Origin of the sequence: Planotetraspora mira (assembly GCF_016863275.1) — a bacterium.
Classification (GTDB): Bacteria; Actinomycetota; Actinomycetes; order Streptosporangiales; family Streptosporangiaceae; genus Planotetraspora; species Planotetraspora mira.
In genome coordinates, this window is sequence record NZ_BOOO01000009.1 from 115181 (window position 1) to 139321 (window position 24141).

General features: G+C 67.9%; 22 protein-coding genes and 1 tRNA gene. 8 read left to right on the top strand and 15 right to left on the bottom strand.

The features are described 5' to 3' along the window. Nucleotides 1-77 precede the first annotated feature (77 nt). From Pmi06nite_RS09180 to Pmi06nite_RS09195, 4 genes are all read right to left on the bottom strand, one after another. Nucleotides 78-818, bottom strand: a complete 741-nt coding sequence (locus Pmi06nite_RS09180) for a hypothetical protein (RefSeq protein WP_203952473.1) — start codon at nt 816-818, stop codon at nt 78-80. Between the two features lie 47 nt (nt 819-865). Then, nucleotides 866-1525: an RNA polymerase sigma factor gene (locus tag Pmi06nite_RS09185; RefSeq protein ID WP_239113775.1), complete on the bottom strand. Its 660-nt coding sequence runs from the start codon at nt 1523-1525 to the stop codon at nt 866-868. Nucleotides 1526-1938: 413 nt separating this feature from the next. Continuing rightward, nucleotides 1939-2011, bottom strand: a tRNA-Arg gene (locus tag Pmi06nite_RS09190). Between the two features lie 163 nt (nt 2012-2174). Next, entirely contained in the window at nt 2175-2633 is a 459-nt protein-coding gene (locus tag Pmi06nite_RS09195) for a MaoC family dehydratase (RefSeq protein ID WP_203952475.1), read from the bottom strand. Nucleotides 2634-2729: 96 nt separating this feature from the next. Between Pmi06nite_RS09195 and Pmi06nite_RS09200 the strand changes: the two genes are divergently transcribed. Both Pmi06nite_RS09200 and Pmi06nite_RS42555 read left to right on the top strand, forming a co-directional pair. After that, on the top strand, nt 2730-3923 hold the full coding sequence (locus Pmi06nite_RS09200; protein ID WP_239113776.1) for an esterase-like activity of phytase family protein: 1194 nt from the start codon (nt 2730-2732) through the stop codon (nt 3921-3923). Between the two features lie 311 nt (nt 3924-4234). Continuing rightward, nucleotides 4235-4357 carry a hypothetical protein gene (locus tag Pmi06nite_RS42555; RefSeq protein WP_275409553.1) on the top strand — a complete coding sequence of 41 codons (123 nt, stop codon included), beginning with the start codon at nt 4235-4237 and terminating at the stop codon, nt 4355-4357. A gap of 43 nt (nt 4358-4400) precedes the next feature. On the opposite strand, the gene Pmi06nite_RS09205 is transcribed toward Pmi06nite_RS42555, so the two are convergent. Both Pmi06nite_RS09205 and Pmi06nite_RS09210 read right to left on the bottom strand, forming a co-directional pair. Beyond that, on the bottom strand, nt 4401-4937 hold the full coding sequence (locus Pmi06nite_RS09205; RefSeq protein WP_203952476.1) for a DUF6886 family protein: 537 nt from the start codon (nt 4935-4937) through the stop codon (nt 4401-4403). 67 nt (nt 4938-5004) lie between these two features. Beyond that, complete coding sequence (locus tag Pmi06nite_RS09210; RefSeq protein ID WP_203952477.1) at nt 5005-6552, bottom strand: long-chain-fatty-acid--CoA ligase; 1548 nt, start codon at nt 6550-6552, stop codon at nt 5005-5007. 337 nt (nt 6553-6889) lie between these two features. Here Pmi06nite_RS09210 and Pmi06nite_RS09215 point away from each other — a divergent pair, with 337 nt between their 5' ends. Both Pmi06nite_RS09215 and Pmi06nite_RS09220 read left to right on the top strand, forming a co-directional pair. After that, complete coding sequence (locus tag Pmi06nite_RS09215) at nt 6890-7303, top strand: ribonuclease domain-containing protein (protein WP_203952478.1); 414 nt, start codon at nt 6890-6892, stop codon at nt 7301-7303. 7 nt (nt 7304-7310) lie between these two features. Beyond that, a complete protein-coding gene (locus Pmi06nite_RS09220; RefSeq protein ID WP_203952479.1) occupies nt 7311-7688 on the top strand; it encodes a barstar family protein in 378 nt (125 codons plus the stop codon). A 129-nt stretch (nt 7689-7817) separates the two neighbouring features. On the opposite strand, the gene Pmi06nite_RS09225 is transcribed toward Pmi06nite_RS09220, so the two are convergent. The 8 genes from Pmi06nite_RS09225 to Pmi06nite_RS09260 form a co-directional block, all read right to left on the bottom strand. After that, the gene (locus Pmi06nite_RS09225; protein ID WP_203952480.1) at nt 7818-11462 is read right to left on the bottom strand and encodes a CARDB domain-containing protein; all 3645 of its coding nucleotides are present in this window, start codon (nt 11460-11462) and stop codon (nt 7818-7820) included. Nucleotides 11463-11858: 396 nt separating this feature from the next. After that, entirely contained in the window at nt 11859-12311 is a 453-nt protein-coding gene (locus tag Pmi06nite_RS09230) for a hypothetical protein (RefSeq protein ID WP_203952481.1), read from the bottom strand. 141 nt (nt 12312-12452) lie between these two features. Next, nucleotides 12453-13481, bottom strand: a complete 1029-nt coding sequence (locus tag Pmi06nite_RS09235) for a CU044_5270 family protein (protein WP_203952482.1) — start codon at nt 13479-13481, stop codon at nt 12453-12455. Beyond that, on the bottom strand, nt 13478-14095 hold the full coding sequence (locus tag Pmi06nite_RS09240) for an RNA polymerase sigma factor (RefSeq protein ID WP_239113777.1): 618 nt from the start codon (nt 14093-14095) through the stop codon (nt 13478-13480). Before Pmi06nite_RS09240 ends, Pmi06nite_RS09235 begins: the two co-directional genes overlap by 4 nt. Before the next feature lie 293 nt (nt 14096-14388). Then, nucleotides 14389-16620 carry a catalase/peroxidase HPI gene (katG, locus tag Pmi06nite_RS09245; protein WP_203952483.1) on the bottom strand — a complete coding sequence of 744 codons (2232 nt, stop codon included), beginning with the start codon at nt 16618-16620 and terminating at the stop codon, nt 14389-14391. Nucleotides 16621-16644: 24 nt separating this feature from the next. Continuing rightward, on the bottom strand, nt 16645-17091 hold the full coding sequence (locus Pmi06nite_RS09250; RefSeq protein ID WP_203952484.1) for a Fur family transcriptional regulator: 447 nt from the start codon (nt 17089-17091) through the stop codon (nt 16645-16647). A gap of 192 nt (nt 17092-17283) precedes the next feature. Further along, a complete protein-coding gene (locus Pmi06nite_RS09255) occupies nt 17284-17892 on the bottom strand; it encodes an HAD family hydrolase (protein ID WP_203952485.1) in 609 nt (202 codons plus the stop codon). Nucleotides 17893-18049: 157 nt separating this feature from the next. Continuing rightward, nucleotides 18050-18658 carry an SIMPL domain-containing protein gene (locus Pmi06nite_RS09260; protein WP_203952486.1) on the bottom strand — a complete coding sequence of 203 codons (609 nt, stop codon included), beginning with the start codon at nt 18656-18658 and terminating at the stop codon, nt 18050-18052. 92 nt (nt 18659-18750) lie between these two features. On the opposite strand from Pmi06nite_RS09260, the gene Pmi06nite_RS09265 reads away from it, so the two are divergent. The 4 genes from Pmi06nite_RS09265 to Pmi06nite_RS09280 all read left to right on the top strand — a co-directional run bounded on the left by Pmi06nite_RS09265 (nt 18751) and on the right by Pmi06nite_RS09280 (nt 22758). Beyond that, nucleotides 18751-19947: a hypothetical protein gene (locus Pmi06nite_RS09265; RefSeq protein WP_203952487.1), complete on the top strand. Its 1197-nt coding sequence runs from the start codon at nt 18751-18753 to the stop codon at nt 19945-19947. 95 nt (nt 19948-20042) lie between these two features. Beyond that, nucleotides 20043-20477: a hypothetical protein gene (locus Pmi06nite_RS09270; RefSeq protein WP_203952488.1), complete on the top strand. Its 435-nt coding sequence runs from the start codon at nt 20043-20045 to the stop codon at nt 20475-20477. 266 nt (nt 20478-20743) lie between these two features. Continuing rightward, nucleotides 20744-21337, top strand: a complete 594-nt coding sequence (locus Pmi06nite_RS09275) for an ArsR/SmtB family transcription factor (RefSeq protein ID WP_203952489.1) — start codon at nt 20744-20746, stop codon at nt 21335-21337. Then, entirely contained in the window at nt 21334-22758 is a 1425-nt protein-coding gene (locus Pmi06nite_RS09280) for an MFS transporter (protein ID WP_203952490.1), read from the top strand. Before Pmi06nite_RS09275 ends, Pmi06nite_RS09280 begins: the two co-directional genes overlap by 4 nt. Before the next feature lie 321 nt (nt 22759-23079). On the opposite strand, the gene Pmi06nite_RS09285 is transcribed toward Pmi06nite_RS09280, so the two are convergent. Further along, nucleotides 23080-24003 carry an RNA polymerase sigma-70 factor gene (locus tag Pmi06nite_RS09285; RefSeq protein ID WP_203952491.1) on the bottom strand — a complete coding sequence of 308 codons (924 nt, stop codon included), beginning with the start codon at nt 24001-24003 and terminating at the stop codon, nt 23080-23082. Between the last annotated feature and the right edge of the window lie 138 nt (nt 24004-24141).

The following is a 24141-nucleotide window of genomic DNA, read 5'->3' on the forward strand; positions in this document are numbered from 1 at the left end:
CCATGCTTCAGGAACGTCGGCCTTGGCCGGATGGCGGCGGCCGAAACGAGGAGGCCGATGCCCGTCCGTGGTACGGGCTAATGGCCGGGGCGGGTGGACGGCGCGCCGGTCGGGTGGGTCTTGGGCGCCCCGGTCGGGTGGATCTTGGGCGCCCCGGTCGGGTGGGTCTTGGGCGCCCCGGTCGGGTGGGAGGCCGGAGCCTTGCCGGCACGGGTCTTGAGACGGTCCGCGCAATAGGCCGCGACCTTGTCCTTGCCGCCGGCGACGGTGATCAGGTGGGTGAAGGCCGGGTTGTCGAGGGCCTTGCCAGGGTTGTCGCCGGCACCGGCCTGGTAAGCGCGGCAGAGGCCGACCAGAGACGGGGACGGCGACGGCGACGGCGACGAGGACGAGGACGAGGACGAGGAAGCGCTGGGGTGTTTGTCGCCAGCCGTAGGGGCCTTACCGGTGTCGTGAGTTGCAGTCGGCCGGACGCTCGGCGCGGGGCCGCCCAGAGATTCGGGCAGGTGACCGGTGCCGGCGGCGAGCGCGACGCCGCCCACGGCGGTGGCGCTGAGCGCCGCGGCGGCCACCTTGAGCGTGACGAATTTCAGCAATGCCGTCTTGATCATTGATCGTTTCCTTGGCTGAAGGGCAGGGACGAGATGGGCCTCCCGGAAGGCCGCCACGGCCGCCTCCTCGCCGGCCAGCTCGCCACGCTCGGCCGGGGCGGCCGCGGCGGCGAGCAACTTGGCCAGCTGATCCGGACCGGCCGTTTCACCGCGCAGCAGGCGCTCTGCGGTGAAACGGTCGATTCGGTGGGATCGGTGAGTGCTCATCTCATGTCCTTCAGCGTCGAAGCCCTCGTTTGTGTCACTCCTCCCGTTCACTGCGTCGTGTCGCCTTCTCCATCGGCTCCAGTGACGCCCCAGCCGGACCCCTCCGGACGGGCCGTACCGGAGCGTTCAAGGAGTTTGGCGAGCTTGCGGAGCCCGCGGTAGGCCGCCGTCCGAACCGCCCCGGCCCGCTTGCCCAGCACCTGCCCGGCCGTCTGCGCGTCCAGCCCCATCACCACGCGCAGGAGCACCGCCTCGGCCTGGTCACGAGGCAACCGCGCGATCAGCGCGAGCGCCGCGTCGGACGCCAACGCGTCGAGCGCGGACCTAGCGGTGTCGTTGTCGCTTGGTCGGTCCGCCATCTGCTCGATCGGCACGCTCAGGCCGGACCTGCGACGCTCACGGCGCAGATGGTCCAGGGCGCGGTGACGGGCGATCGTCGCCGCCCAACCGCGGAACCCGTCGGAGTCCCCCCGGAACGACCCGAGGTCGCGGGCGATCTGCAGCCATGCCTCGGACGCCACGTCCTCAGCGTCCTCGCCCACCAGGACCCGCAGATATCGCAGCAGGCCAGGTTGGACGACCTGGTAGATCACGCGGAAGGCACCCTCGTCGCCGCGCTGCGCGGCGACCACCGCAGCCGACACGTCGACCGGGTCCGCCCAGAGTCGCTGAACCCCGGTCGGTTCCTTCGCCGACTCGAATACCACGAGTCCCTGTCGCCGCGAATCGACGCCGGTAGCCAGAGCATCGCTCTCACCTGACCCGACTGCATCACGCACCGGCGAAATAATGGGGCATACAGGCTCGTAACGGAAGTCATACGCGCCAATTCGTGGCGGCGGCAGCCCCCTGGTAGTCGGCGCCTGCTCGAAGGTGCCGATGCCTTCCAGCGCCTTGCCCTCGTGCCGCTTCCGGATACCCGCCTTCCTCATCCCCCTGCGGGCCCATGATTCCCAGCGGCCGGGCTCGGGCCCACAGCCTCCATGCCGAACGGCTTCGCGTGTCGTAGACACCGCAAGCCACCCCTGTTAGCAAGGGTGTTAGCAAACTGCCCAAATGATCTAACGCACAAGAAGGCCCCTGACGGCGTATTGCCTGTTCAGGGGCCTTCTTTGCTGGGTGCGGCCGGAGGTACTCGAAACCCCAACCTTCTGATCCGTAGTCAGATGCTCTATCCATTGAGCTACGGCCGCGTGTCTCGATGCCCTGACCTGCAAGGCAGTGCGACGACAAGAACTCTACCAGACCCCGTACCCCTGCCAGAGCCAATAACTTTGCCGTCCGGCAACCCCCGGGCCGGCCCAACTCAAGATCCTTCCGGCTCCCAAGCCCCCGATCGAGCAGGAGGCGAAGCGGTCAGGACTCCGCGACGAGCAGGGAGAGGGTCTCGGCGATACATGCGGGTTTGTCGAGGCCCTCGACCTCGATGACGACCCGCAAGCTCGCCAGCGTCCCGGAGGGGGTGCCCTTCACGTCGATGATCTCCGCGCCCGCCCGGATCCGCGAGCCGACCGGCACGGGCCGGGCGAACCTGACCTTGTTCAGCCCGTAGTTGATCCCCATCTTCAGTCCGTCGACGCGGAACAGTTCGCTGGTGAACGAGGGGATCAGCGCGAGCGACAGGTACCCGTGGGCGATCGTCGAGCCGAAGAGACCCTCCTTGGCGCGGTCGACGTCCACGTGGATCCACTGGTGATCATCGGTGGCGTCGGCGAAGCCGTTCACCCGCTCCTGCGTGATCTCCCGCCAGCCCGTGTATCCCAGATGTTCGCCCTTTGCCGCCTTCAGTTCGGCGAGGTCATTGAAGATCCGCATACTTCCGTACCCTAACCGCGACGGCCGGGCCACGGTTCGGCCTCCCGTCGCCTCATGTTGGAGCGCCCGTCATCCGGCCTTTCTAACGTGCGCCACATGAAACGAATCTCGATCATGTTTGGCGCCCTCGCGCTGGCTGCCGGGCTCGCCACCCCCGCCGTGGCGGACTCCTCTCACACGGCGCACGGCCGGGCCACGCTGACCGGTTTCGCATCGCTCCCGGCGCAGACCTACGTCCCCGGCAGCCTGCCCTCCGGCGCGCTCGCCGGACCGGGGCCGGTCAACGGCGTCCCCGTGCCCTTCCCCGGGCAGCCTGTTCAGGGCTTCAGCGGGGTCATCGACAACCACGACGGCACGTACAACGTGCTGTCGGACAACGGCTACGGCAACAAGGCCAACAGCGCCGACTTCCTCCTCCGCGTCCACCACATCAAGCCCGACACCAGGACCGGCAAGGTCAAGGTGCTCGGCGGCTTCAACCTGAGCGACCCCGACCACAAGGTGCCCTTCGCGCTCACCCGGTCCGACCGGGTGCTGACCGGCTCCGACTTCGACGTCGAGTCGATCGTGCGCGCCTTCGACGGCACGTACTGGATCGGTGACGAGTTCGGGCCGTTCCTCCTGCACTTCTCGCGGACCGGCAAGCTCCTCCAGGCCCCGATCCCCCTCGAGGGTGTGAAGGCTCCGGAGAACCCGTACCTGAACGGCGGGCAGCCGAACCTCAACAGCAGCAAGGGCTACGAGGGCATGGCCCGCGGGATCGACGGCCACTACCTCTACCCGCTCCTCGAGGGCACGGTGGCCGGCGACACCCCCGGCGACCTGCGGATGAACCAGTTCGACCTGCGCAAGGGCCGCTACACCGGCAAGCGCTTCATCTACCGCCTCGAGGCTCCCGGCAACTCCATCGGCGACGCCATCTCCATCGACGACCACCGGTTCCTGATCATCGAGCGGGACAACGAGCAGGGCGACGCCGCCAAGCTCAAGCGCCTGTACGTGGCCGACACCCGTGACCGTGACCACGACGGCGTCATGGACAAGACCCTGGTCGCGGACCTGCTCGACCTCGCCAACCCGAAGGGCCTCGGCGGCTTCGGCAAGACGTTCCGGTTCCCGTTCCAGACCATCGAGGACGTGACCCTGCTCGACGACCAGACCGTGGCCGTCCTGAACGACAACAACTTCCCGTTCTCCTCCGGCCGCACGCCGGGCCAGGCGGACAACGACGAGTTCATCACCGTACGGCTCTCGCAGCGTCTGCACGCCGACCGTCGCGCGTTCCTGTGAGCACCACTCGGTAAACGGTTCCTCAGGCGTCCGCTCCGACGCCGACAGGCTCCCCGCGCCCCCCGGCGTACGGCATGTGCCCGTACGCCGGGGGGCGCTCGCGCGTCACGCCGCGATCCGGCACTCGGCTCCGGCTCCGGCTCCGGCTCCGGCTCCGACAAGAACGTTTTCGCACGTCCGATCGGGTGCTGCGGCGATCCAGACCTGACCGATACACCTTCATGCATTTGTGCCGTCGCGCGTCACCGAGGATCACGGAGGGGTATCAGGCAGTCACAAGGATCGACCCACTGCCCTGCCGTGGAGCATGAGTGAGCAACGAGTCCGACCCACCCGGCAAGCGATACCGCCTCCGCGGTCTCATCGCCGTCACCCTCGCGGGGATCGCCTCCTGGGTGCTCATCATCTGGGTCGTCGTGAAGCTCTTCAGCTGACCGTGGCCGGTTCGCGTCTCGGGAACGCGGCTGGGCGATCGGGTCAGGGACGTGGCCGCCCGTTGCGCATCCGGATCGCGCTGAAGCCGAGAGAGGTGGTGGTGACGGCGTCCCAGAACGGCCAGAGATTGTTGAGCACGCGTAGTTGGATGCCCGCCTCCTCGTGCAGTCGAAGCAGGTCGCCGACCGGCTCGGCCGGCCCGAGTGGTCGAACCGGCCGGGTGGCGACGTGAGCGTGTGGCACGGGGGTGCCGAACGGCTCGAAAACGGCCGCGGGAAGCCGATAGGCGAACAACTCCACCGTCTGGAACGCCTTGAGCCAGCCGTACTCGATGGCGTGCACCCGGTCTCCGCCACCGGGGCCGAGAACGCGTTCCCGGTCTGCGTCGGTCGTCGACGTTGTCGCCCAGGCCATCGCTCTGGGGCAGTCGCGCGGAAACCAGTAGTCAGGCGCCCGTTCCGCGTTCACCGCCCAGACGTAGGCCTCCGGCTGCCTCGCACTGGCCGCGACGTGCGGGACGAAGCGCGCGATCGTCGGATCCTCCGAGAAGTGCAGCACCTGACCCGGTCTCGGTCGCATGCCACCTGTCTAGCAGGCCCGCCCCCGGAACGGGAGCGGGCCGTCGCTCGGCTGTGGACCTCGTCGCCTACGACGAGTACCTGGCGACGAGTTCGCGCTTGAGCACCTTGCCGCTCGGCCCGAGCGGAAGGGTCTCCACGATCTCGAGGCGACGCGGGTACTTGTAGGCGGCGAGCTGCTCCTTCGCGTACGCGGCGAGTGTCGCGGAATCGACGTCGGCGCCCGGTGCGAGCACGACGCAGGCCATGATCTCTTCTCCGTGGACCTCGTCCGCGACGCCGAACACGGCGGCGGTCGAGACGGCCGGATGGGCGGTCAGCAACTCCTCCACCTCGCGCGGGTACACGTTGTAGCCGTTGCGGAGGATCATGTCCTTCTTACGGTCGACGATCCAGAGGTATCCGTCGGCGTCCTTCCTCCCGAGGTCGCCGCTGCGGAACCAGCCGTCGACGATGGCCTTCGCCGTCTCCTCGGGCAGGTGCAGGTAGCCCTTCATGATGTTGTGGCCGCGAATCACGATCTCGCCCAGTTCGTCGACGCCGAGCAGTTCGATGTGGTCGTCGACGTCCGCCTTGGCGATCTCCAGGTCCACTCCCCAGATCGGGGTGCCGATGCTGCCGGCTCGGGGCGTGCGGCCGATGTGGTTGAAGCATGCGACCGGCGAGGTCTCGGTGAGTCCGTACCCTTCGTAGATCTCGACGCCGAACTCCTTGCGGAATCGCTCGATGACGGCGAGCGGGATGGACGCGCCGCCCGAGATGGCGTACCGCAGTCTCGGTCGCTCGGGGATGGTCTTGGCGGCCTCGAGCAGCGCGACGTACATCGTCGGGACGCCCATCATGATCGTGCACTCGTTGTCGATGAGGCTGCGCAGCGCGGTCTCGCCGTCGAACCGGGGCAGCAGGACGACCTTCGCCTGCGCCCGGAAGCCGGCGTTGAGCGTGCAGGTCTGGCCGAAGGTGTGGAACAGCGGAAGAGCGCCGAACACCACGTCGTCCGGTCCCATGTCGAAGGTGCTGAGCAGCAGGGTGTTGGTCTGCTCGACCAGGGCGAAGTGGGAGCCCATCGCCCCCTTGGGCTTGCCCGTCGTCCCGCTCGTGTAGAGGATGGTCGCGGTCGCGTCCGGCAGGCACGGCTCGTAGGTGATGATCGGCTCGGCCTCCGCGGCGAGCTTCTCGAGTTGCGGGATGCCCTCGACGGGCTCGGGGGAGAGCACCGAGATCACGGGGATGCCGGCCTGCTCCGCGCCCTTCGCCCCCTCGCCGAGCAGCGGCGCCGCGCAGACGAGGACGGTGGCCCCCGAATCCCTGAGCACGTACTCGATCTCGCCGGCCTTCAGCAACGCGTGGACGGGGACGACGATGCCGCCGAGGCTCAAGATCGCGTAATACACCCGCGGGAAGTCGGCGACGTTCGGGATGAGGATCGCGACCGCGTCACCGGACTTCACGCCCTGCGCCCTGAGAGCGCCCGCGTAACGGCGCGTCTGATCCCACAACTCCGCGTAGGTCAGCGTGGAGGAGCCGACGACGATCGCGGTCTTGTCGGGCGCGCGGTCGGCGGTCTCTTTGAGGATCGCGGCGACGGAGAGGGTGGCGTTGCTGGGGGCGCTCATGGGTTTTCCTCATCTCGCAGGCGGCGAACTTCAGCCGGTCCTGCGCCTCTCCCCCCGGCCAGCGCGCAGACCGTGGATCACCAGAATGCCAGCGATGACGCCCGGGAAGAAGCCCTCCGCCTGGCGAGATCGGCTCCGATTCCGGGACAGGAACGGGGCCGGCATGGTCGCCGGTCCGCCCGTGTGGCCGACGACTCGAAGACGGGCCCGCGCAAGGGCCCGGTGCCGCGAAGAGTTCACCGGAGCTTTGGCGATCTTCCCCTATATCTGACCCGAGTTGACGGTGATCCTGACAAGTGTTCGTCCCTCTCCGGCAGTCCCCCCAATAGGAGGCTTCGTGCACACCCTGCAACGCCCCCGCGCCTCGTGGCCGGCACGGCTCATCGTCATGCTCGCCGCCCTCACGTCCCTGATCGGCCTCGTCGGCATCACCCCCGCCAACGCGTCGGTCTACAACTCCTGCACCATCTCGCGGTGCGCCGACGCGCGCTCGGCCGACGCGATCTGGGAGTCCAAGGGCTACCCCACCACCGCCGGCTGGTACACCTGGTCGGGCGGCAAGTACAACTACACTGGCGGACGCTTCCAGAACCGTGAGGGCCAGCTCCCCAGCGGGGGCACCTACTACGAGTACGACGTGTACTCCCGGGCACGAGGCGCGGCACGTGACGCGTACCGGATCGTCGTCAACCGCAGCACCGGCGTGACCTGGTTCTCCCCGAACCACTACACCGACTTCTACCGGCTCTAGGAACTCCATGACATCCGCCGCACGTCCGCTGCCGCCATGGCTGACGGTGTCCACCGGCCTGGCGCCGGCGGTCGTCGACGGGAGCGCATGCCGGACCCGCGCCGCCTTCTTCGAGGAGGCGGCGCGGGCTCTGCGCCTTCCCGGCTACTTCGGCCGCAACTGGGACGCGCTCACCGACTCGCTGCGCGATGTGATCCGTACCGGGATCGTCGCCCTGATCGTGGAGCACGCCGAGGAACTCCTGAGCGACGAGCCCCCCGAGCAGTTCGCCACCTTGCTGGCCGTCCTGGCCGGCGCAGCCGACGCCGGGCTGACCGTGACCCTGTGCACCGAGCCCGGCCAGGAAACCCTGCTCCGCCGTCGGGTCGCCGCCGCCCTGGCCTGACCCCCGGACGGCATCGGCGATCTGACCCCTGCACACAGAAGCGATACGGCCGGCCACGAGCGTGCTCCGGTTCCCCGGAGCACGCCACCTGGCCGGCCGTTCACACGCCGGACCGCGTCCGGGCCTCGATCAGGGGCCCGTGATCGTGAACTGCGATCCCGGTTGTTTCACGATGTCGCCGTCGGCCGAGTTGGTGATGGTCACGTTCGTCAGCGTCGCGTTGCCGCGGGCTCCGCTCATGGCCAGGATGCCGGCGCCGTTGTTGGATTTGTCGATCTTCACATTGGTGATCGCGACGTTCGGCATGTTGCCGCCGCCCGTCTTGAACTGGATGCCGTCATAGGTCGAGTCGGAGATGTCGGTGTCGCGGATGGTGACGCCGGTGATGTCCCTGCTCGACGGGAACAGCGTGATGGCGCCGAACTCCTGGTCCTCGTTCCAGAAGACGCCGCCGCTGCGGTAGATCCCGTTGTTGGCGATCAACGTGGTCCCCGAGAAGGGCAGGGGGCTGTGGTCGGTCGCCAGCATGATGCCCGGGTAGTTCATGGTGTCGTAGATCAGGTTGTTCTCGATCGAGTTGTCGTAGCCGCCGTAGATCGCGATGCCGTTCGCGCGCCAGGGCAACTGGACGGTGTTGTTGATGAAGTGGTTGTCGTGCGTGTTGTCGACGACCTGGTCCTTCACGGCCTGGTTGGCCCAGACCGCGAGGGCGTCGTCGCCGGTGGTGCGGAACGAGGAGTTGAACACCTTCGAGTTGCGTGTGCCGTTGGTGAAGTTGATCCCGTCGGCGTAGGTGTCGCGGACGCGCATGCCGCTGAACTCGAGCCCGTCGGCGGGTCCCCAGAGGGCGGGGATGTTGTCGTAGTCACGACCGACCCAGACGCCCACGTTGGCATGCTCGATCCAGACGTTGGAGATCTTGGTGTTCTTGCCGAACCGCCCGTTCAGGCCGACGCCGCCCTCGTCGTTGCCGTCACCGCCACGGATACGGCCTGAGCCGAAGATGGCGATGTCGGAGATCTGGACGTTGTCGTCGATGTCGAAGCCGAAGTTGCCCTCGTGCGGGTGGTTGATGCCGCCCACCACGTCCTGCGGCTCGGTCAGGGTGTACAGCTGGGAGTGCCACATGCCCGCGCCGCGGATCGTGACGTTGCTGATGCCCACCTGGTTGTACTGACCCCGGTTCAGCGGGTCGTCGGTGAGGATCTTCTGCTCCTGCCGCCACTGCCCCGCCGGGATCCACACGCAGCTGATGACCCCGTTCTGGTCGTCGGTCACCGCCCGCTGGATGGCGGCCGTGTCGTCGAGCCCGTCATTGGGCACCGCGCCGTAGGCCGTGATCGAGGTGCAACCGGCCGGCTGGCTCGCCGGTGGCGCCACCTGCTCCAGGTCGATCAGGTCGATGATGTAGAAGGAGGCCGTGTCGGTCGCATCGCGCTGCAACCGGAACTTGGTGCCGGCCGGGTAGCTCTGCGTGAGCAGCGCATTCGACTCGTCGAACAGCCGCCTCGCGTCGCCCTGCGGGGTGTTCGTCAGCGCTTCGGGGCCGTCGGTGTTCCCGTACAGCCAGCTGTGTCGTGAGGAGAGGGTCAGTTTCCGGGCGAAGGTGCCGTTGATGTAGAGGCTGATGCTGGCCTCGATGCCGCCGCCGTTCGGCGCGTCGGGGATGGAGTTGCGCACCACGATCGAGTTGGAGGGGCTGGTGGAGGTGAACTCGACGAACTGTCCCGTGCTGTTCAGCCGCACCGACTTCCGCCCGGAGGATTCGGTGGCGAAGTTGGTGTGCCCGAAGGTGCGCAGCGGGTCGGCCTCCAGCAGCGTGCCCTGATAGGTGGCGGATTCGGCCTCGTACTCGACCCACGGAACCGCCGCCCCGCGGCCGACCACGATCGCCTGCGAGAACGTGTTGTTGGTCTCGTTGGTCTCGGCGACGACGTTGGTAGCGTCTGCGGTGGCGGTGATGGTGGCGCCGCCGCTGGTGGCCGTCCAACTGCCGCTGATGGCCACGTCGGCCGTCGCACCCGCCGCGATCGACGGCGTGTTGGTGTTGAGCGTGGTGCCGCCCACCGCCACACGGGTGACCGTGGTCGCGCCGGAAGCGGCGGTTCCGCGGTTCTTCACCGCCACGTTGAACGTCACGGCCGCTCCGACGGCCGGGTTCGGCGGATTGGAGCTGACGCTGAGGACCTGCAGGTCAGGGCCGGGCGCCTGGGCGACGACCAGCGACGACGACGCGGTGAAGGTGTTGTTGTTCTCGTTCTGCTCGAAGACCGTGTTGTCCGCGTCCACCCGGGCGCTGACGGTGTAGGTCCCCTCGCCGCGGGTGCCGATGTTCTGGGTCACCGTGGCGGTGCCGTTGACGGGCAGGCCGGGGATGTTCGCGGTGCCGACCAGAGTGCCGCCGAGGTAGAGGTTGACGTCGTCCGCGGCGGAGGCCGCGGTTCCCGAGTTCCTGACCGTAGCCGACAATGTGATCGCGTTGGTCTCGTTCGGGGAGGCCGGGGTCCACGTGAGGTTGGTGACCGCGAGGTCGGGGTTGGGTGCCGGGACGCCGATGACCTGGAACTCGGCGGCCTGGCCGGCGGGGGCGCCGGTGTTGGAGGTGATCCGGAGCTGGACGTCCGCGACCCGGCCGCTGACCGGGATGGTCACGGTGTTGCCGGAGGACGGGCTGAAGTTGTACGCCGTCGCCCCGGACAGACTGGAGAAGGTCGTGGCGCTCTGCTCACGCCCGAGGACCTGGATGGTCTGGGTGCGGGGGCCCCAGGAGCTGTCGGGGTTGAGCTTGACGACGACCTGGTTGACGTCGGCGTTCGACCCGAGTTGGACAGTGAGCGTGTTCGGGTAGCTGCCGCCCGCGCCTTCCCAGTAGGTCGCGGTGCTGTTGTCGTTGGCGTTGGCCGGCACGAAGGTGAAGACCGAACCGGACGCCGTGATCGGCTTGCCGACGGCGAGGTTGGAGCCTCCACCACCACCGGTGCCGGTACGCGTGACGGTGTTGCTGTCCGCCGACTGCTTACCCGAGGCGTCCTTGGCCTTCACGTAATACGACACCGTCGCCGTGGCCGGCTGGGTGTCGGTGTAGGTCAAAACGTTGCCCGCCACACTGCCCCGCAGCGCGTTGTTGGCATAGACGTCATACCCCGTCACCCCCACATCGTCGGTGGAGGCGCCCCAGGTCAGCCTGATCTGACCCGATGCCGGCTCGGTGTAGGCCAGGTTCGACGGCGCACTGGGAGCCTGGGTGTCACCACCCGAGACCGGGCCGTACACCTCGAACTCCGAGATCTGACCGGCCGGCCAGCCCGTGTTCCCCGTGATGTTCAGCCGCACGTACCGCGCCGTCGTCGCGGTGAAGTTGATCGTCACCGTGTTACCGGTCGCCGGGTTGAACGTGTACCCCGCCGACCCCACGGTCGTGGTCGAGGGAGGAGAAGAGGTCCCGGTCACAACCGACAGCGTCTGCGTCCTGGTCGCCCACGCACTCGGCGACGGAACCTTCAACACGACCTGGTTCACGCTGACCGCGGACCCCAGGTCCACCTGAATCCACTGTGGGAAGGCGTTGTTGGCGCTCTCCCAATAGGTGTTCTGATTGCCGTCACCGGCGTTGCCCGCTCCGTAGACGTCCGCGAAACTGCTCGCCGACATCGTCTTGCCGGCCGCCAGGTTCGGGCCCGCGGCCGAGGCCGGAAGAACCGGTCCCGCCAGAACGAGCAGGCCGGCCGCGAGCATGGCCGCGACCAGCCGTAAAACAGGGTGCTTTTTGCTCATCACGTTCTCTCTCGTCAGGGACGCAGGGTGCGGCGGGGGGCCGTCCCGGGGGGTGCTGATCTCAACGCAGAGGAAGGAAGGCGCTGGTCCGTGCCGCTTGGGGCGGCGCCCGACCGCGCAATGCGGTAGCCGACATCACCTGGGGCCTCCATGAGGGATGGGGGCGGGGCCAGGCGCACGGACGCAGTGCGCTCAACCAGAACTTGCGGAGAATAGAGAGAAATGAACAGTGATTTGCAAGAATCTTGCAGGACGTTGCCCAAAGGTTACTTTTACACTACGGTCACGTCAACTGTTAGGAAGCGGCTTTCTGAACACCGCCCCACGCACTTACACGGCCACCGGGTTCGCGTGGCACTCGCCGGACTCGCGCAGCCGCCCCGCGATCGGCGGCGCTCAGCGATCCTGCCGGAGCCGCCTGGCACGGCGGAGAACGACAATGAGAAGCGCTACGAGAACCGCTCCGGCGAAGATCTCCAGCGGGCCGAGCAGGAAACCCTTCGACGGCACTTCGATGGTGTATCCGTCTGCGGGCTGAGCTTCTTGCAGGATGTCGTTCAGCTCTTGTGCCCGGCCGGAGTCATCCCACTCGGCATGGAAGCGCCGACCATCAGTGGTCGTGATCTCGATGCGCCGTTCCTCGTCCTTGATGGTGGCGCTGGAGACCTTGTGCTCCTGGATCTGCCCGGTGACGAAAGAGAGGTCGGCCTGCTCGTAGTCGTCGCGGTCGAGGAGGACGAACCCGGCGACGAGCACGACGGCTGCGAGCAGCGCCCAAAGCAACGGCCAGAGCAGCGGCACACGCGACAGGCGCTTCCGCTTCGACCCTGGTGCGGACATCTCGGTCATTCGACTCCTTTGGCGATCTCCTAGGGAGTCTGGCGGTTTTCGGGCGAGAAGACCACGAAAAGGCACTCACCTGTCTCGACCACTCCGGCGGCGCCGCGGACGCTCGCCGGAGTTCGGAGTCGTTCGCCCCCGGAACAACCGCTAGGCCCGCTGGCCGGCCCTGTCGACGATGGTCGCCTTGAGCAGGCCGCCCCAACCGAGAATCTGGCCCTTCTTCGTGTGAAGATCCATGTCGAGACCTGTGGAGACGTGGTCCTTGACGGCGATGGAGCGGAACCCCATGTACTCGTAGGTCTTCGGATTGACGATGATTTCGTCGCGTAGGTAGCCCTCGACGATGCGGTAGAGGGTGACGCCCGGCCGCCCCTGGATGTCCGCGGCCTTCGCCTCGTACTGCACACCAGGGATCCTCGCGAGCGCCCCGTACATCGCGGCCCGCAGCTTGGACGGCAGGGCGCTGTCCCGCATGTAGATCTCGATGACCTGGAACGCCCTGTCCGCCCGCGCCGTGCCGGACTCCTTCTCACCGCCGTTCTCCTCGTCCACCACCTTGTACACATGGTCGAGGAGCGCATCCGCGTCTTCGGGCAGCGACAGCAGATACGGGTAATCGCTGCGAGGCGAGGCGCCCGCCCCCGCGGCATTCTGTATCTGGAGTTTCCCTTCCTCGATGGTCGCCGACTGCTTGCCGTCCGCGCGGCGCCACTGCTCGACCGTGAGACGCCTGTCGGGCGGGCCGAACAGCGAGCCGCCTGTTCCCTTCGACGACATGGCCAAGACCGTCTTCGCGTAGGACCACTGGTCCGGGCGGGGTCGTGCGTCGGGCTCGACGGCGGCCTGCTGAGCCGCCGCCTGCGCCAGGTCCTCGGCGTTGGCGACCGGACCCAGCAGAAAGGGCCTTCGCGACTCACCCGGCGTGGCGGGGTTACCCGTGGGACGGCCGCTCAGATCGATGTTCTGTACAACGGTGATGCCGGCCACGAGTGCGGCGGTGAGCACCCCGACCGTCACGAAGCGGCGACGCGCCGACCGCCTCCCGAGCGGACGCGCGTGCGGCGCCGCCGTGGCCTCGTCGACCAGCCGGGCGCGCAGGCGGGCCCTCGCTCCGGGGTCGTACGGCGTCGCCTCCGGGCGGGCATCGCGGAAGGTGGTGATCTCGTCGGTGCTCATACCGCGGACTCCTCGTTCGTCGCCATCGGATCGGTGCCGCCGAGTGCACGACGCACCTTCGTACGGATTCGGTGCAACCGGGACCGGACCGTCCCGATGGGGATCCCGAGCGCCTGGGCCGCCTCCTCGTACGTGAGGTCCGCCCACGCGATGAGCAGCAGCAGGTCGCGGTCGGCCGCCGACAACCGGGCCAGCACCGCGGCGAGCCTGGGCTGCAGCCGCTCGGCGGTCACCCTGGAGGCGCTGCGCTCGTCGAACGACTCGACCGCGCTGTGAGCCTCACTGCGGGCCAGCGCCTTGTTACGCCGGACCTCCGCCCGCCGGTGCTCGCGTACGGCATGGGTCGCGATGCCGTACAGCCACGGACGGGCGTCCGGGCGCTCCGCGTCGTACGTGCCACGCTTGCGGAAGGCCGTGAGGAAGGTCTCGGCGACGACGTCCTCGGCCGTCTCCGGCCCGAGTCGCCGGACGGCATAGCGATAGATCTCATCGTTGTGCCGGTCGAAGAGTGCCGCGAACCGCTCTGGCTGTTTCAGCGACTGTTCGAGCAGGGCCGCGTCGGTCAGGCCTTCCGCGAAGGCGTACGGTCCCGCGTCGGGAGGGGCGATCAACACCAACCACGTCCGTCCATGGGGGTCCTTTCCAAGTGGATTTCACCCCGTACTCGACAGACCCGGGACTTCCGGTTCCCTCTATTTCGTCACTCGGCATCTTCGTCACCCGGCCATCGAGGACCGCGTCAAGAAAATCGGCCACGTCCAAGGCCGGTTACCCGGTGGACGTGGCCGATGTCACGTTGGGGGACTGTGCCCGCAGGGACGACGTCGCCCTGGAGGCGGACGACGTCGAGATCCTTCTGTCTGAGGGCGTTCAGGCCGGCCCGTGCGGACCGGCCTGAACGTCATGATCAGACCAGGTCGAACCGGTCGAGGTCCATCACCTTGTTCCACGCGGCGACGAAGTCGTTCACGAACTTCTCCTTCGCGTCATCGCTCGCGTAGACCTCCGCGAGCGCACGCAGCTCGGAGTTCGACCCGAAGACGAGGTCGGCGCGGCTGCCGGTCCACTTGACGTCACCTGTGGCGGCGTCGCGACCCTCGAACGTGTTCGCGTCCTCCGACGTCGCCTTCCACGTCGTGCCCAGGTCGAGCAGGTTGACGAAGAAGTCGTTGGTCAAAGACCCGGGGGTCGTGGTGAAGACGCCGAGCGGCGACTGCTGGGAGTTCGCGCCCAGGACGCGGAGGCCACCGACGAGGACCGTCATCTCGGGGGCGCTCAGGGTCAGCAGGTTCGCCCGGTCGATGAGCAGGTACTCGGCCGGCAGCCGGTTGCCCTTCCCGAGGTAGTTGCGGAACCCGTCAGCGGTCGGCTCGAGCGCGGCGAACGCCTCCACGTCGGTCTGCTCCAGCGACGCGTCCACGCGGCCCGGCGTGAAGGGGACCTCGACGTCGAAGCCGGCGTCCTTGGCGGCCTGCTCGACGGCAGCACCGCCGGCGAGCACGATCAGGTCGGCGAGCGAGACCTGCTTGCCGCCGGTCTGATCCGCGTTGAAGGTCTCCTGGATGCCCTCCAGAGTGCGCAGCACTGTCGCCAGCTGGTCGGGGCCGTTGACCTCCCATCCGCTCTGCGGCTCGAGGCGGATGCGCGCACCGTTGGCGCCGCCGCGCTTGTCGCTGCCGCGGAAGGACGAGGCCGACGCCCACGCGGCGGACACGAGCTGCGACACCGGCAGGCCCGAGGCCAGGATCCGGCCCTTGAGGGAGGCGATGTCCGCAGCGTCGACGAGCTCGTGCGTCACCGTGGGGAGGGGGTCCTGCCACAGCAGCGTCTCGGCCGGGACCTCCGGGCCGAGGTAGCGCACGATCGGGCCCATGTCGCGGTGGGTCAGCTTGAACCACGCCCGGGCGAAGGCATCCGCGAACACGTCGGGGTTCTCATAGAAGCGCCGCGAGATCTGCTCGTAGACCGGGTCGACGCGGAGCGCGAGGTCGGTCGTCAGCATCGTCGGGGCGTGGCTCTTCGACGCGTCGTGGGCGTCGGGAACGGTGCCCGCCCCCGCGCCGTCCTTCGGCCGCCACTGGTTCGCGCCGGCGGGGCTCTGGAACAGCTCCCACTCGTAGCGGAACAGGTTCTCGAAGAAGCCGTTGCCCCAGGCCGTCGGGGTGCCGGTCCAGATGCCCTCGAGGCCGCTGGTGATCGTGTCGGCGCCCTTGCCGGTGCCGAAGGCGTTCTTCCAGCCGAGGCCCTGGTCCTCGATCGAGGCGCCCTCGGGGGCGTCGCCGACGTTGTCCGCCGGGCCCGCGCCGTGCGTCTTGCCGAAGGTGTGACCACCCGCGATCAGGGCGACCGTCTCCTCGTCGTTCATCGCCATCCGACGGAACGTCTCACGGATGTCGCGTGCCGCGGCGAGCGGGTCCGGGTTGCCGTTCGGGCCCTCCGGGTTGACGTAGATGAGGCCCATCTGGACCGCGGCGAGGGGGGTCTCAAGCTCCCGGTCGCCGGTGTAGCGCGCGTCGTCGAGCCAGACGGACTCGGGGCCCCAGTAGACGTCCTCGTCGGGCTCCCAGACATCCGCACGACCGCCGGCGTAGCCGAAGGTCTTGAAGCCCATCGACTCCAGGGCGACGTTGCCGGTGAGGATCATGAGGTCGGCCCACGAGAGGCTCTTGCCGTACTTCTTCTTGACCGGCCACAGCAGGCGGCGAGCCTTGTCGAGGTTGCCGTTGTCCGGCCAGCTGTTGAGGGGGGCGAAGCGCTGCTGACCGGCCCCGGCGCCGCCGCGGCCGTCGCTGATCCGGTAGGTGCCCGCGCTGTGCCACGCCATCCGGATCATGAACGGGCCGTAGTTGCCGAAGTCGGCCGGCCACCAGTCCTGCGAGGTCGTCAGCACCTCCGCGATGTCCTGCTTCACGGCCGCGAGGTCGAGGGACTTGAACGCCTCCGCGTAGTCGAACTCCTCGCCGAGGGGGTTGGCCACGGCGGGGTTCTTGGCGAGGATCTTCAGGTTGAGCCGCTCCGGCCACCACTGCCGGTTTCCGCCGCCCTGAGTCGGGTGCGGGGCGCGCCCGTGCGCGACCGGGCAGCCACCTCCGCCCTCCGACTTCGCGTCTACGACGATTGCATCATTGTTCTCAGACATGGAAATCCTTCAGAACTAGGCGGATCACAGTGCTAGGGAACTGCGGGTGGGGGAACAGTCGGGGCACAGGCCCCAGTAGATGACCTCGGCCTCGTCGATCGTGAAGCCGTGGTCGTCGGATGCGGCCAGGCAGGGCGCATGGCCGACCGCGCAGTCGACGTCGGCGACGACACCGCACGACCGGCACACGATGTGGTGGTGGTTGTCCCCGATGCGTCCCTCGAACCGGGCCGGGCTGCCCGCGGGTTCGATGCGCCGTACGAGTCCCGCCGCGGTGAGCGCGTGGAGGGCCTCGTACACGGCTTGGAGGGAGACATGGCCCACGCGATCGCGCACCCCGGAGGCGATCGCCTCGACGCCGAGGTGGTCACCGTCCCGGACGGTCTCGAGTAGTGCGACGCGGGCGGCCGTCACCCGCAGGCCGACACCGCGCAGTTCCTCGGCGATAGTCGGAGTCTTGGGTGCGGTCATGACGCCCAAACCTACCTTCATAAACACGAACAATCCAAGTGAATGAATGGTACAAGTCTTGGCGTCGCCGCGTCGGCCAATGTTCGCCTCGTTGTGACGTGACATCGCCTGATGCGGCGCCGGAAAGCTGGGTCCACGGGCCGGATGATCTCGAGGACGTGCGGCTACCCGGCGGAAGGCGTGGTGATCACGTCACCTGGTGAGATCGCGGCCGAGGGATGGCCGCACATCGATGACCCGCATGCCCGCGGCCCGCGCCGCGGCGATCCCCTCGTCCGTGTCCTCATAGGCCACGCAGTGCGCCGGGGCGACGTTCAACTTCTCGGCCGCGAGCACGTAGACGTCGGGGGCGGGCTTCCCGTATCGCACGTCGTCGCGCGTGATGACCGCGTCGAACAACGGGCGCAAACCGGTGACCCGGAGGCTCTCCTCAACGCCGCGCCGCGAACCACCTGAGGCCACGGCCATCGGCACCTGCCCGTGGTGGGCCCGAGCTACCGCCACCACGGCCGCATGCGGTTCCACCGTGTCGACGAGCCTGCTGTAGGCGTCTTGCGCGGCGGCACGCACGGCGGCATCGTCGAACTCCCGCCCGGTCTCTGCCTTCAACTCGGTCATCAGAAGGTCTCCGGGCAAGCCGGTACGGGCGCGATACCACCCTGAGTCGAGGTCGATCTCCCACTCCGCCAGCGCGGTGCGCCAAGCGCCTTCGTTCGCGGCAGTGGTGTCGACCAGGGTGCCGTCACAGTCGAAGACCAACGCGGCGTACGGCGGAGCCGGATGGAGGGGAAAGTCGAGCATGCGCACCTGTTCGGCTGCGGGAAACGTGCCGGCCTCAGCCTATGTCACCCCTCCGCGTAGTCCTCGGCCTCGCAGTGCAGGGTCAACGAGAGTGCGGCCGTTCAGATCAGCTCGGTGAGGTCAGCTCGATGAGGTCAGCTCGATGAGGTCAGCTCGGTCAGGTCAGCGAGAACCCGAGCACCACGGCAGCAGAGACGACCACGTGTCCAGGAGCAAGATCTTCTTCCGAGGTGGTGCCGCCTGCCCCATGACCCCGGTAGCGCTCGTTACCCACTGATTCCGGGTCGACATCTTGGATGTGCACGACCTGACCGAGCTGGACACCGGCTGCCTCGGCGTACAGCTGCGCCTTTGCCCGGGCGGCTTGAACAGCTGCGCGCCGGGCCTGGGCTCGCAGTTCTCCCTTGGAGCGGACGTCGAAGTCGACTTCGTCGACGCGGTTGACTCCGGCGTCCACCACATCGATCAGCAACTGCTGGAGACCATCGAGGTTCGCGGATTCGATCGTGAACGAGGCCTCGCACTTGTATCCGAGAAACTCGCGACGCTCGCCGTAACCATCCCAGGCGCTGCTCAGTCGCAGACGGGAGGCCGACACGGCTGCGTCAGAGACGTCGTGACCGCGCAAGACGCCACGCAGAGCGATCACGTTGGCCTGGCCTGCCTCGAAGGCCTCCCTGGGGGAGGGCTCGACCCGTTCGACAGCCACCCGGATGCGCACCAGGTCAGGCGCCGCCTTGACGCTTGCCGCTCCGTAGGCGCTCACGCCCCAGGGGGAAGTGATCTGTGCGTCTCGCCACATCGAGGTCTCCAACCGTGAGGGGTATTTGATCCCATCCTGTCCTAGGAGATGTATCAATGCCGCCGATCATCGGAGCCTCTGCAGAGCGGATGGATACCACCGCCGCCACGGGCAAATGCGAATGCGGCGCCGCCACCGGCAGTGGCAGTATCCCCGGAATGGATGCGATTTTGCGCGCTGCGAGTGACCTGTTGGGTGGCGCGCTGTTCGATCCGGTCGACCTCGGCGGCAGTGCGCGCAGCACCGTGCTGCGGTGCCGAACGGCCGCGGGCGGCAGTGTGATCGTCAAGTCGTACTCCAATGAGCCGGAGGGTTTACGCTCCTTCGCCTCTGAGGCGGCCGGGCTCTCGTTGCAGCTGGCCGGTCCTGAACTGCTGGGCGTGGATGCGGATGTACCGCTGTTGGTCATGTCCGATCTGGGCCATGCCTCGACCTTGGCGGATGTGTTGCTCGGGGATGATCCGGAAGCCGCGAGGGAGGGCTTGCTCGCCTGGGCTCGCGGGCTCGGACGATTGGCCGCCGAGTCGGTGGACAGGCGCGCCGACCTCGCCCGGCTGTGGGCGCATTACGACAAGGGCATTCCGTCATGGGAAGACGAACCCTGGATCGAGCAGAACGCCGCCGATCTGCTCATGTCGCTTGAACAAGCCGAAGTCGCGGTGCTGCCCGGACTGGCTGAAGAGTTGGCTGAGATCGGGAGGGCGGTGAGGAAGGAGTATCCGGCGTTCACTCCAGGAGACACCTGCCCGGACAACAACCTGCTCACCACCGACGGGCTGCGCCTGATCGACTTCGAGGGCGCGTGCTTCCAGTCGGTCTTTCTGACGGCGGCCTACTGTCGCATGCCGTTCTCCACCTGCTGGTGCGTCTTCAGACTGCCCTCAGGGTTGGCTGAGGAGATCGAGGACGCCTTCCGCATGGAGATCGTTGCGGCGTACCCGGAGCTGACCGAAGACGCGGTGTGGGAGACCGGGATGCGGCGAGCACTCGCGGTCTGGACAGTGGACGTGACGGTAGCCCTGCTGTCCAGTGCTCTGACGGAGGACAAACCCCTGCACCGGACACGCCGACCGGTCCCGACAATGCGGCAACTGCTACAGCATCGCTGGGAGATGGCGAGCACAGTGGAGGAGTTTCCAGCGCTCGCGAGAACCATGCAACTGTTGCTGCGGGAGGTCGCCGGAGCGTGGGAGGTGGCTCCGCTGCCCGGATACCCCGCCTTCAGGGATCGAGGGGCCGGCTTCGGGAACTGAGCGGAGTGCACGAACACGTGCCCGAGGCGCGCGCTTGGAGGATCTGGAGGCGGACACGGCTCTCCTCCGAAGTGAGCGGGGAGACAATTTCGGACGTGTCCTACACCGAGCAGGGCGAAAGCGCCACCGAGCAGTTAGCCGTCCAGATCTACCGTGGGCTGCGTGAGGGCGGCCTTCACGCCGAGCCGGTAGTCGAGCTCGCTTGCCTGATGGGGGAACACGACCTGAGCTGCCCTGCCGTGCAAGAGATCCTGGAACGCCGTACGGCGGAGCTGACTCCTGAGGAAGTCGCCCGCCTCGGGCAGGACCTGCTCACGGAAATGGGCTTCGAGCCAGGCTTCGACCTGGAGCCCGGACTGTGGACCACGCTGGAGACAGCAGTGAAGGTGGTGGAACGCGACGTCCGTGCGTCAGGAATCGAGGCGGTGCTGGGCCTCGCGATCCCGGGCTGGGGATCGCGACAGCGGCTGCGCTCGGGTGGAGTTCCACGCCAGTTGCGAGGGACCTGCCATCTGGCCGCGCAGCGGTAGAGACGGGAACGTCGCGCTCGCCGACATCGCTGACGCAGTTCAGGAGATCGTCATGGAACACATTTGGGGCGTCTGGCCCACCTGTCCCGAGCATCAGCTCGGCGTACATGCTGCTCTGGTGCAGGGAAGCGCTGTATGGCGATGCGCGGGCGCGGGCACCCACACTGCAGCCGCGATCGGCGACCTTGGCGCGAGCTCGGCCGGAACACTCGAGCAGCGAGGAATGGGGGGTTGATCGCGTCAATCTGAGAGACTACTTTCGAGACATGTCTCTCACGAATCCGTACGGAGATATGGAGCTGACCTCTCCTCAGGCGCTGCGGGCATTGGCTCATCCGGTACGGCTGGCCTTGCTTGATCGGCTACAACGACACGGCCCCGCGACGGCCACCCAGCTTGCACCACACGTCGGTGCCACGCCATCGGTCGTCAGCTGGCACCTGAGGCACCTCGCTTCCTTCGGTCTCGTCACCGACTGGGACGGAGCGACGAGTAAGCGAGAGCGGTGGTGGCAGGCGGCGGGTAAGGGCTTCCGGTTCACCATGCCCGACGATGCAGAGGGTCAGGACGCTGCGCGGCAGCTGCGCGCCGCGATGTTCGCCCGATCCGCGGAGGCGCCCGTGCAGTGGTCGCTGCGGGACGAGCCGCGGCTGGATCCGGAGTGGCAAGCCCTGGCGGGGCTGGCCGATACCCGGATCGCCGTTACTGCTGAAGAGTTGCGGCAGCTCGAAGAAGCGATCGAGGCACTGCTCGCGCCGTACGTCCGGCGTAAGGGTGGCCAGTTGCCGGACGGTGCGCGGCTCGTCCGGATGCTGCGCTATCTGCTGCCTGAGCCCGACGACGACCCGGCGACGTCATGACCGCCGCCGGCACGAGGCCCCCGGCGATCCTGCGCGACAATCGGCGTTTTCGAACTTTCTGGGTCGGGGAAAGCATTTCCCAGTTCGGCGACCGAATCAGCGAGCTGGCCCTGCCGCTGATCGCTGTCACCGTACTCTCCGCGACGCCCGCACAGGTCAGCATCCTCACCGCACTGATCTGGCTACCCAACCTGCTGGGCATGTTCGTCGGCGCGTGGGTGGATCAACGGACCCGCAAGCGCCGCCTGCTGATCGTGGCCGACCTGGTCCGCGCGGCGGTGCTGCTCAGCCTTCCGGTGGCCTACCTGCTGGACGCAGTCACGCTGACTCATCTCTATTCGGTCGCCCTGCTCACCGGGGCCGGTGCGGTCCTGTTCGGCATGGCGCGCCAGGCGTTCTTCGTCGCTCTGGTCCCGCCGTCGGCATATGTAGAGGCGAACAGCAAGCTGAGTCTGAGCCGGGCAGCCTCGTTCGCGGCTGGGCCGGCCCTTGGCGGCGGTCTGATCCAGGCCCTCACCGCCCCAGTCGCGGTCCTCGTCGACGTGGTGTCCTTCGTCGGCTCCGCGCTGTTGATCGGCCGAATTCCAGTGGACGAGGCCCGGCCGGCGCCACAGCGGTCCTCGACCCTTGGTCTGGTCCGGGACGGGCTCGTCCTGGTGATGCGTCATCCGGTGATGCGCGCCGTTCTCGGCTGCACCAGCACCGTCAACTTCTTCACCCTCATGACCAGCGCACTGCTCGTCCTGTATGCAAGCCGTGAGCTTGGTCTGTCGGCCGGCGCCATCGGCATCGCGTTCGGCGTCGGCGCGGTCGGTGGGCTGGCCGGTGCGGCACTGGCACCTCGGGTATCCCACACCATCGGGCTGGGCCGCACCGCGATAATCGGAGTGATTCTCTTTCCTGCTCCCTTGGCGCTGACAGCGTTCGTGTCCGGCCCGACCTGGGCCCGAATCGCGGCGCTCGCGGCTATCGAGATGGTCTCCAGCGTCGGCGTGATGCTGATGGACGTCAACCTCAACGCCCTGCTCACCTCGGTCACGCCCGACGACGCGCGGGGACGGCGGGCGGGCGCGTACAGCGCCGTCAACTACGGGATCAGGCCGCTTGGAGCGCTGGTCGGCGGCTGGTTGGGCACCACCATCGGCCTGCGACCGACACTGGTCGTCGCCGGCCTTGGCGGCGTCCTCGCCGTACTGTGGCTACTCACCTCACCGGTGCGTCACATCACCGCCATCGACGAGCCGGCGACTGACACCTCGGCTGCCGAAGGGCGGCAAAGCACGCCATCGCCCGGGCCGCGCAACCGACCAGACTCCTCTCCTGCATCAGCTGGACCACCTCATCGGGATCAGATGGCGTCTTCCGAGGAAGGGCCCCATGCCGCTGCGCAGAATGAACTCGGAGCAGGAAGCGTGAGGTAGATGCTGTCGCCGATCCATGGAGGACGGTGGCGAGCGAGCGCATGGGGGCCGCTCTCTGGGACGACGCCTGACAACTGCAACTAGAACTGCAACCTGGCCTTCCCTCAGCAGCAGGCAGCCGTCCGGGCCTCGACGCTCTGGCCAACGCCTGCGGCAGCTGCTGGTAGGTCCTCTCAGCCCGGCTGCATCTGGGGAACGCCCACGGAGTGCGGGTGTTCCCCAGCAGTCCGCCTTGCGTCATACCCCGAGATGGCGAAGTGCTCCTGCCGGTGAAGGTGTTGAGCTGCTTGTAGGGGTTCGAGGTGCGGTCGGATGTTGCGGTTACTCCGTGGGCCGGCGTGCCTGCCTTACTTCGCGGTCGATTGCCCATGCGTCCGCCACTGGGCCCACATGCCCGAGCTTGTCGGGGTTGATCACCGAGCGGATCGTCTGGATCTGCCCGTCGAGTACATCGAGCGCTATGGTGTGGAGCACCTTGCCGTCCCGGTCGCGGAAGATCGCGCCCGGCTGGCCGTTGATCTCGTGCGGCTCGAACGTCACGTCGATCCGGGCCATCCGGAGGAAGACGGAGGCAAGCAGCCGGGCCACGTTCTCGGCGCCGATGACGGCCCTGGCCAGCTGCGGGGCCTTGCCGCCGCCGTCGCCGACCACCGATACGTCGGCGGCGAGCAGTTCCTGCAGGCTGGCGACGTCGCCTTCGCGGAGGGCGCCGAAGAACCGCGACGCCAGTTCCTCCCGCTCTTTGCGGACTGCTTCGAAGCGCGGCCGCCCGGCCTCCATATGCCGCCGCGCCCGCACCAGCAGCTGCCGGCACGCCGCCTCCGACCGCTCCACCGCCGCGGCGACCTCGTCGAACCCGAAGCCGAACACCTCCCGCAGCACAAACACCGCTCGCTCCAGCGGGCTGAGCCGCTCCAGCAGCAGCAGCGCCGCCATCGACACCGAGTCGGCCAGCTCCACCGACCGCGCCGGATCCTGATACGGATCGCTCAGCAGCGGCTCGGGAAACCACGGGCCCACGTACTCCTCCCGCCGCACCCGCGCGGAGCGCAGCACATCGATCGAGATCCGCGTCACCGCGGCGGACAGAAGAGCCTTGGTCGACGTGGGCCGGGTCGCCGAGCCGTCAAAGCGCAGCCATGTCTCCTGCACCGCGTCCTCGGCCTCACTCACACTGCCGAGAATCCGATAGGCGATCGAAAACAGCAGCGGTCGCAGCTCCTCGAACTGTTCGACCTTGCTCACGCGGGATCCCCTCCCCTGGAAGCCCTCTCACCCGGCCATACTCGCTGGCGCAGGCATCTTCTGTTGAAGATCCGGGCCACCGGCAGGCCAGAGTAACGCCCCCGAGCCCGGGGGCCCGGAGCCCGTAGCCGGACCCCG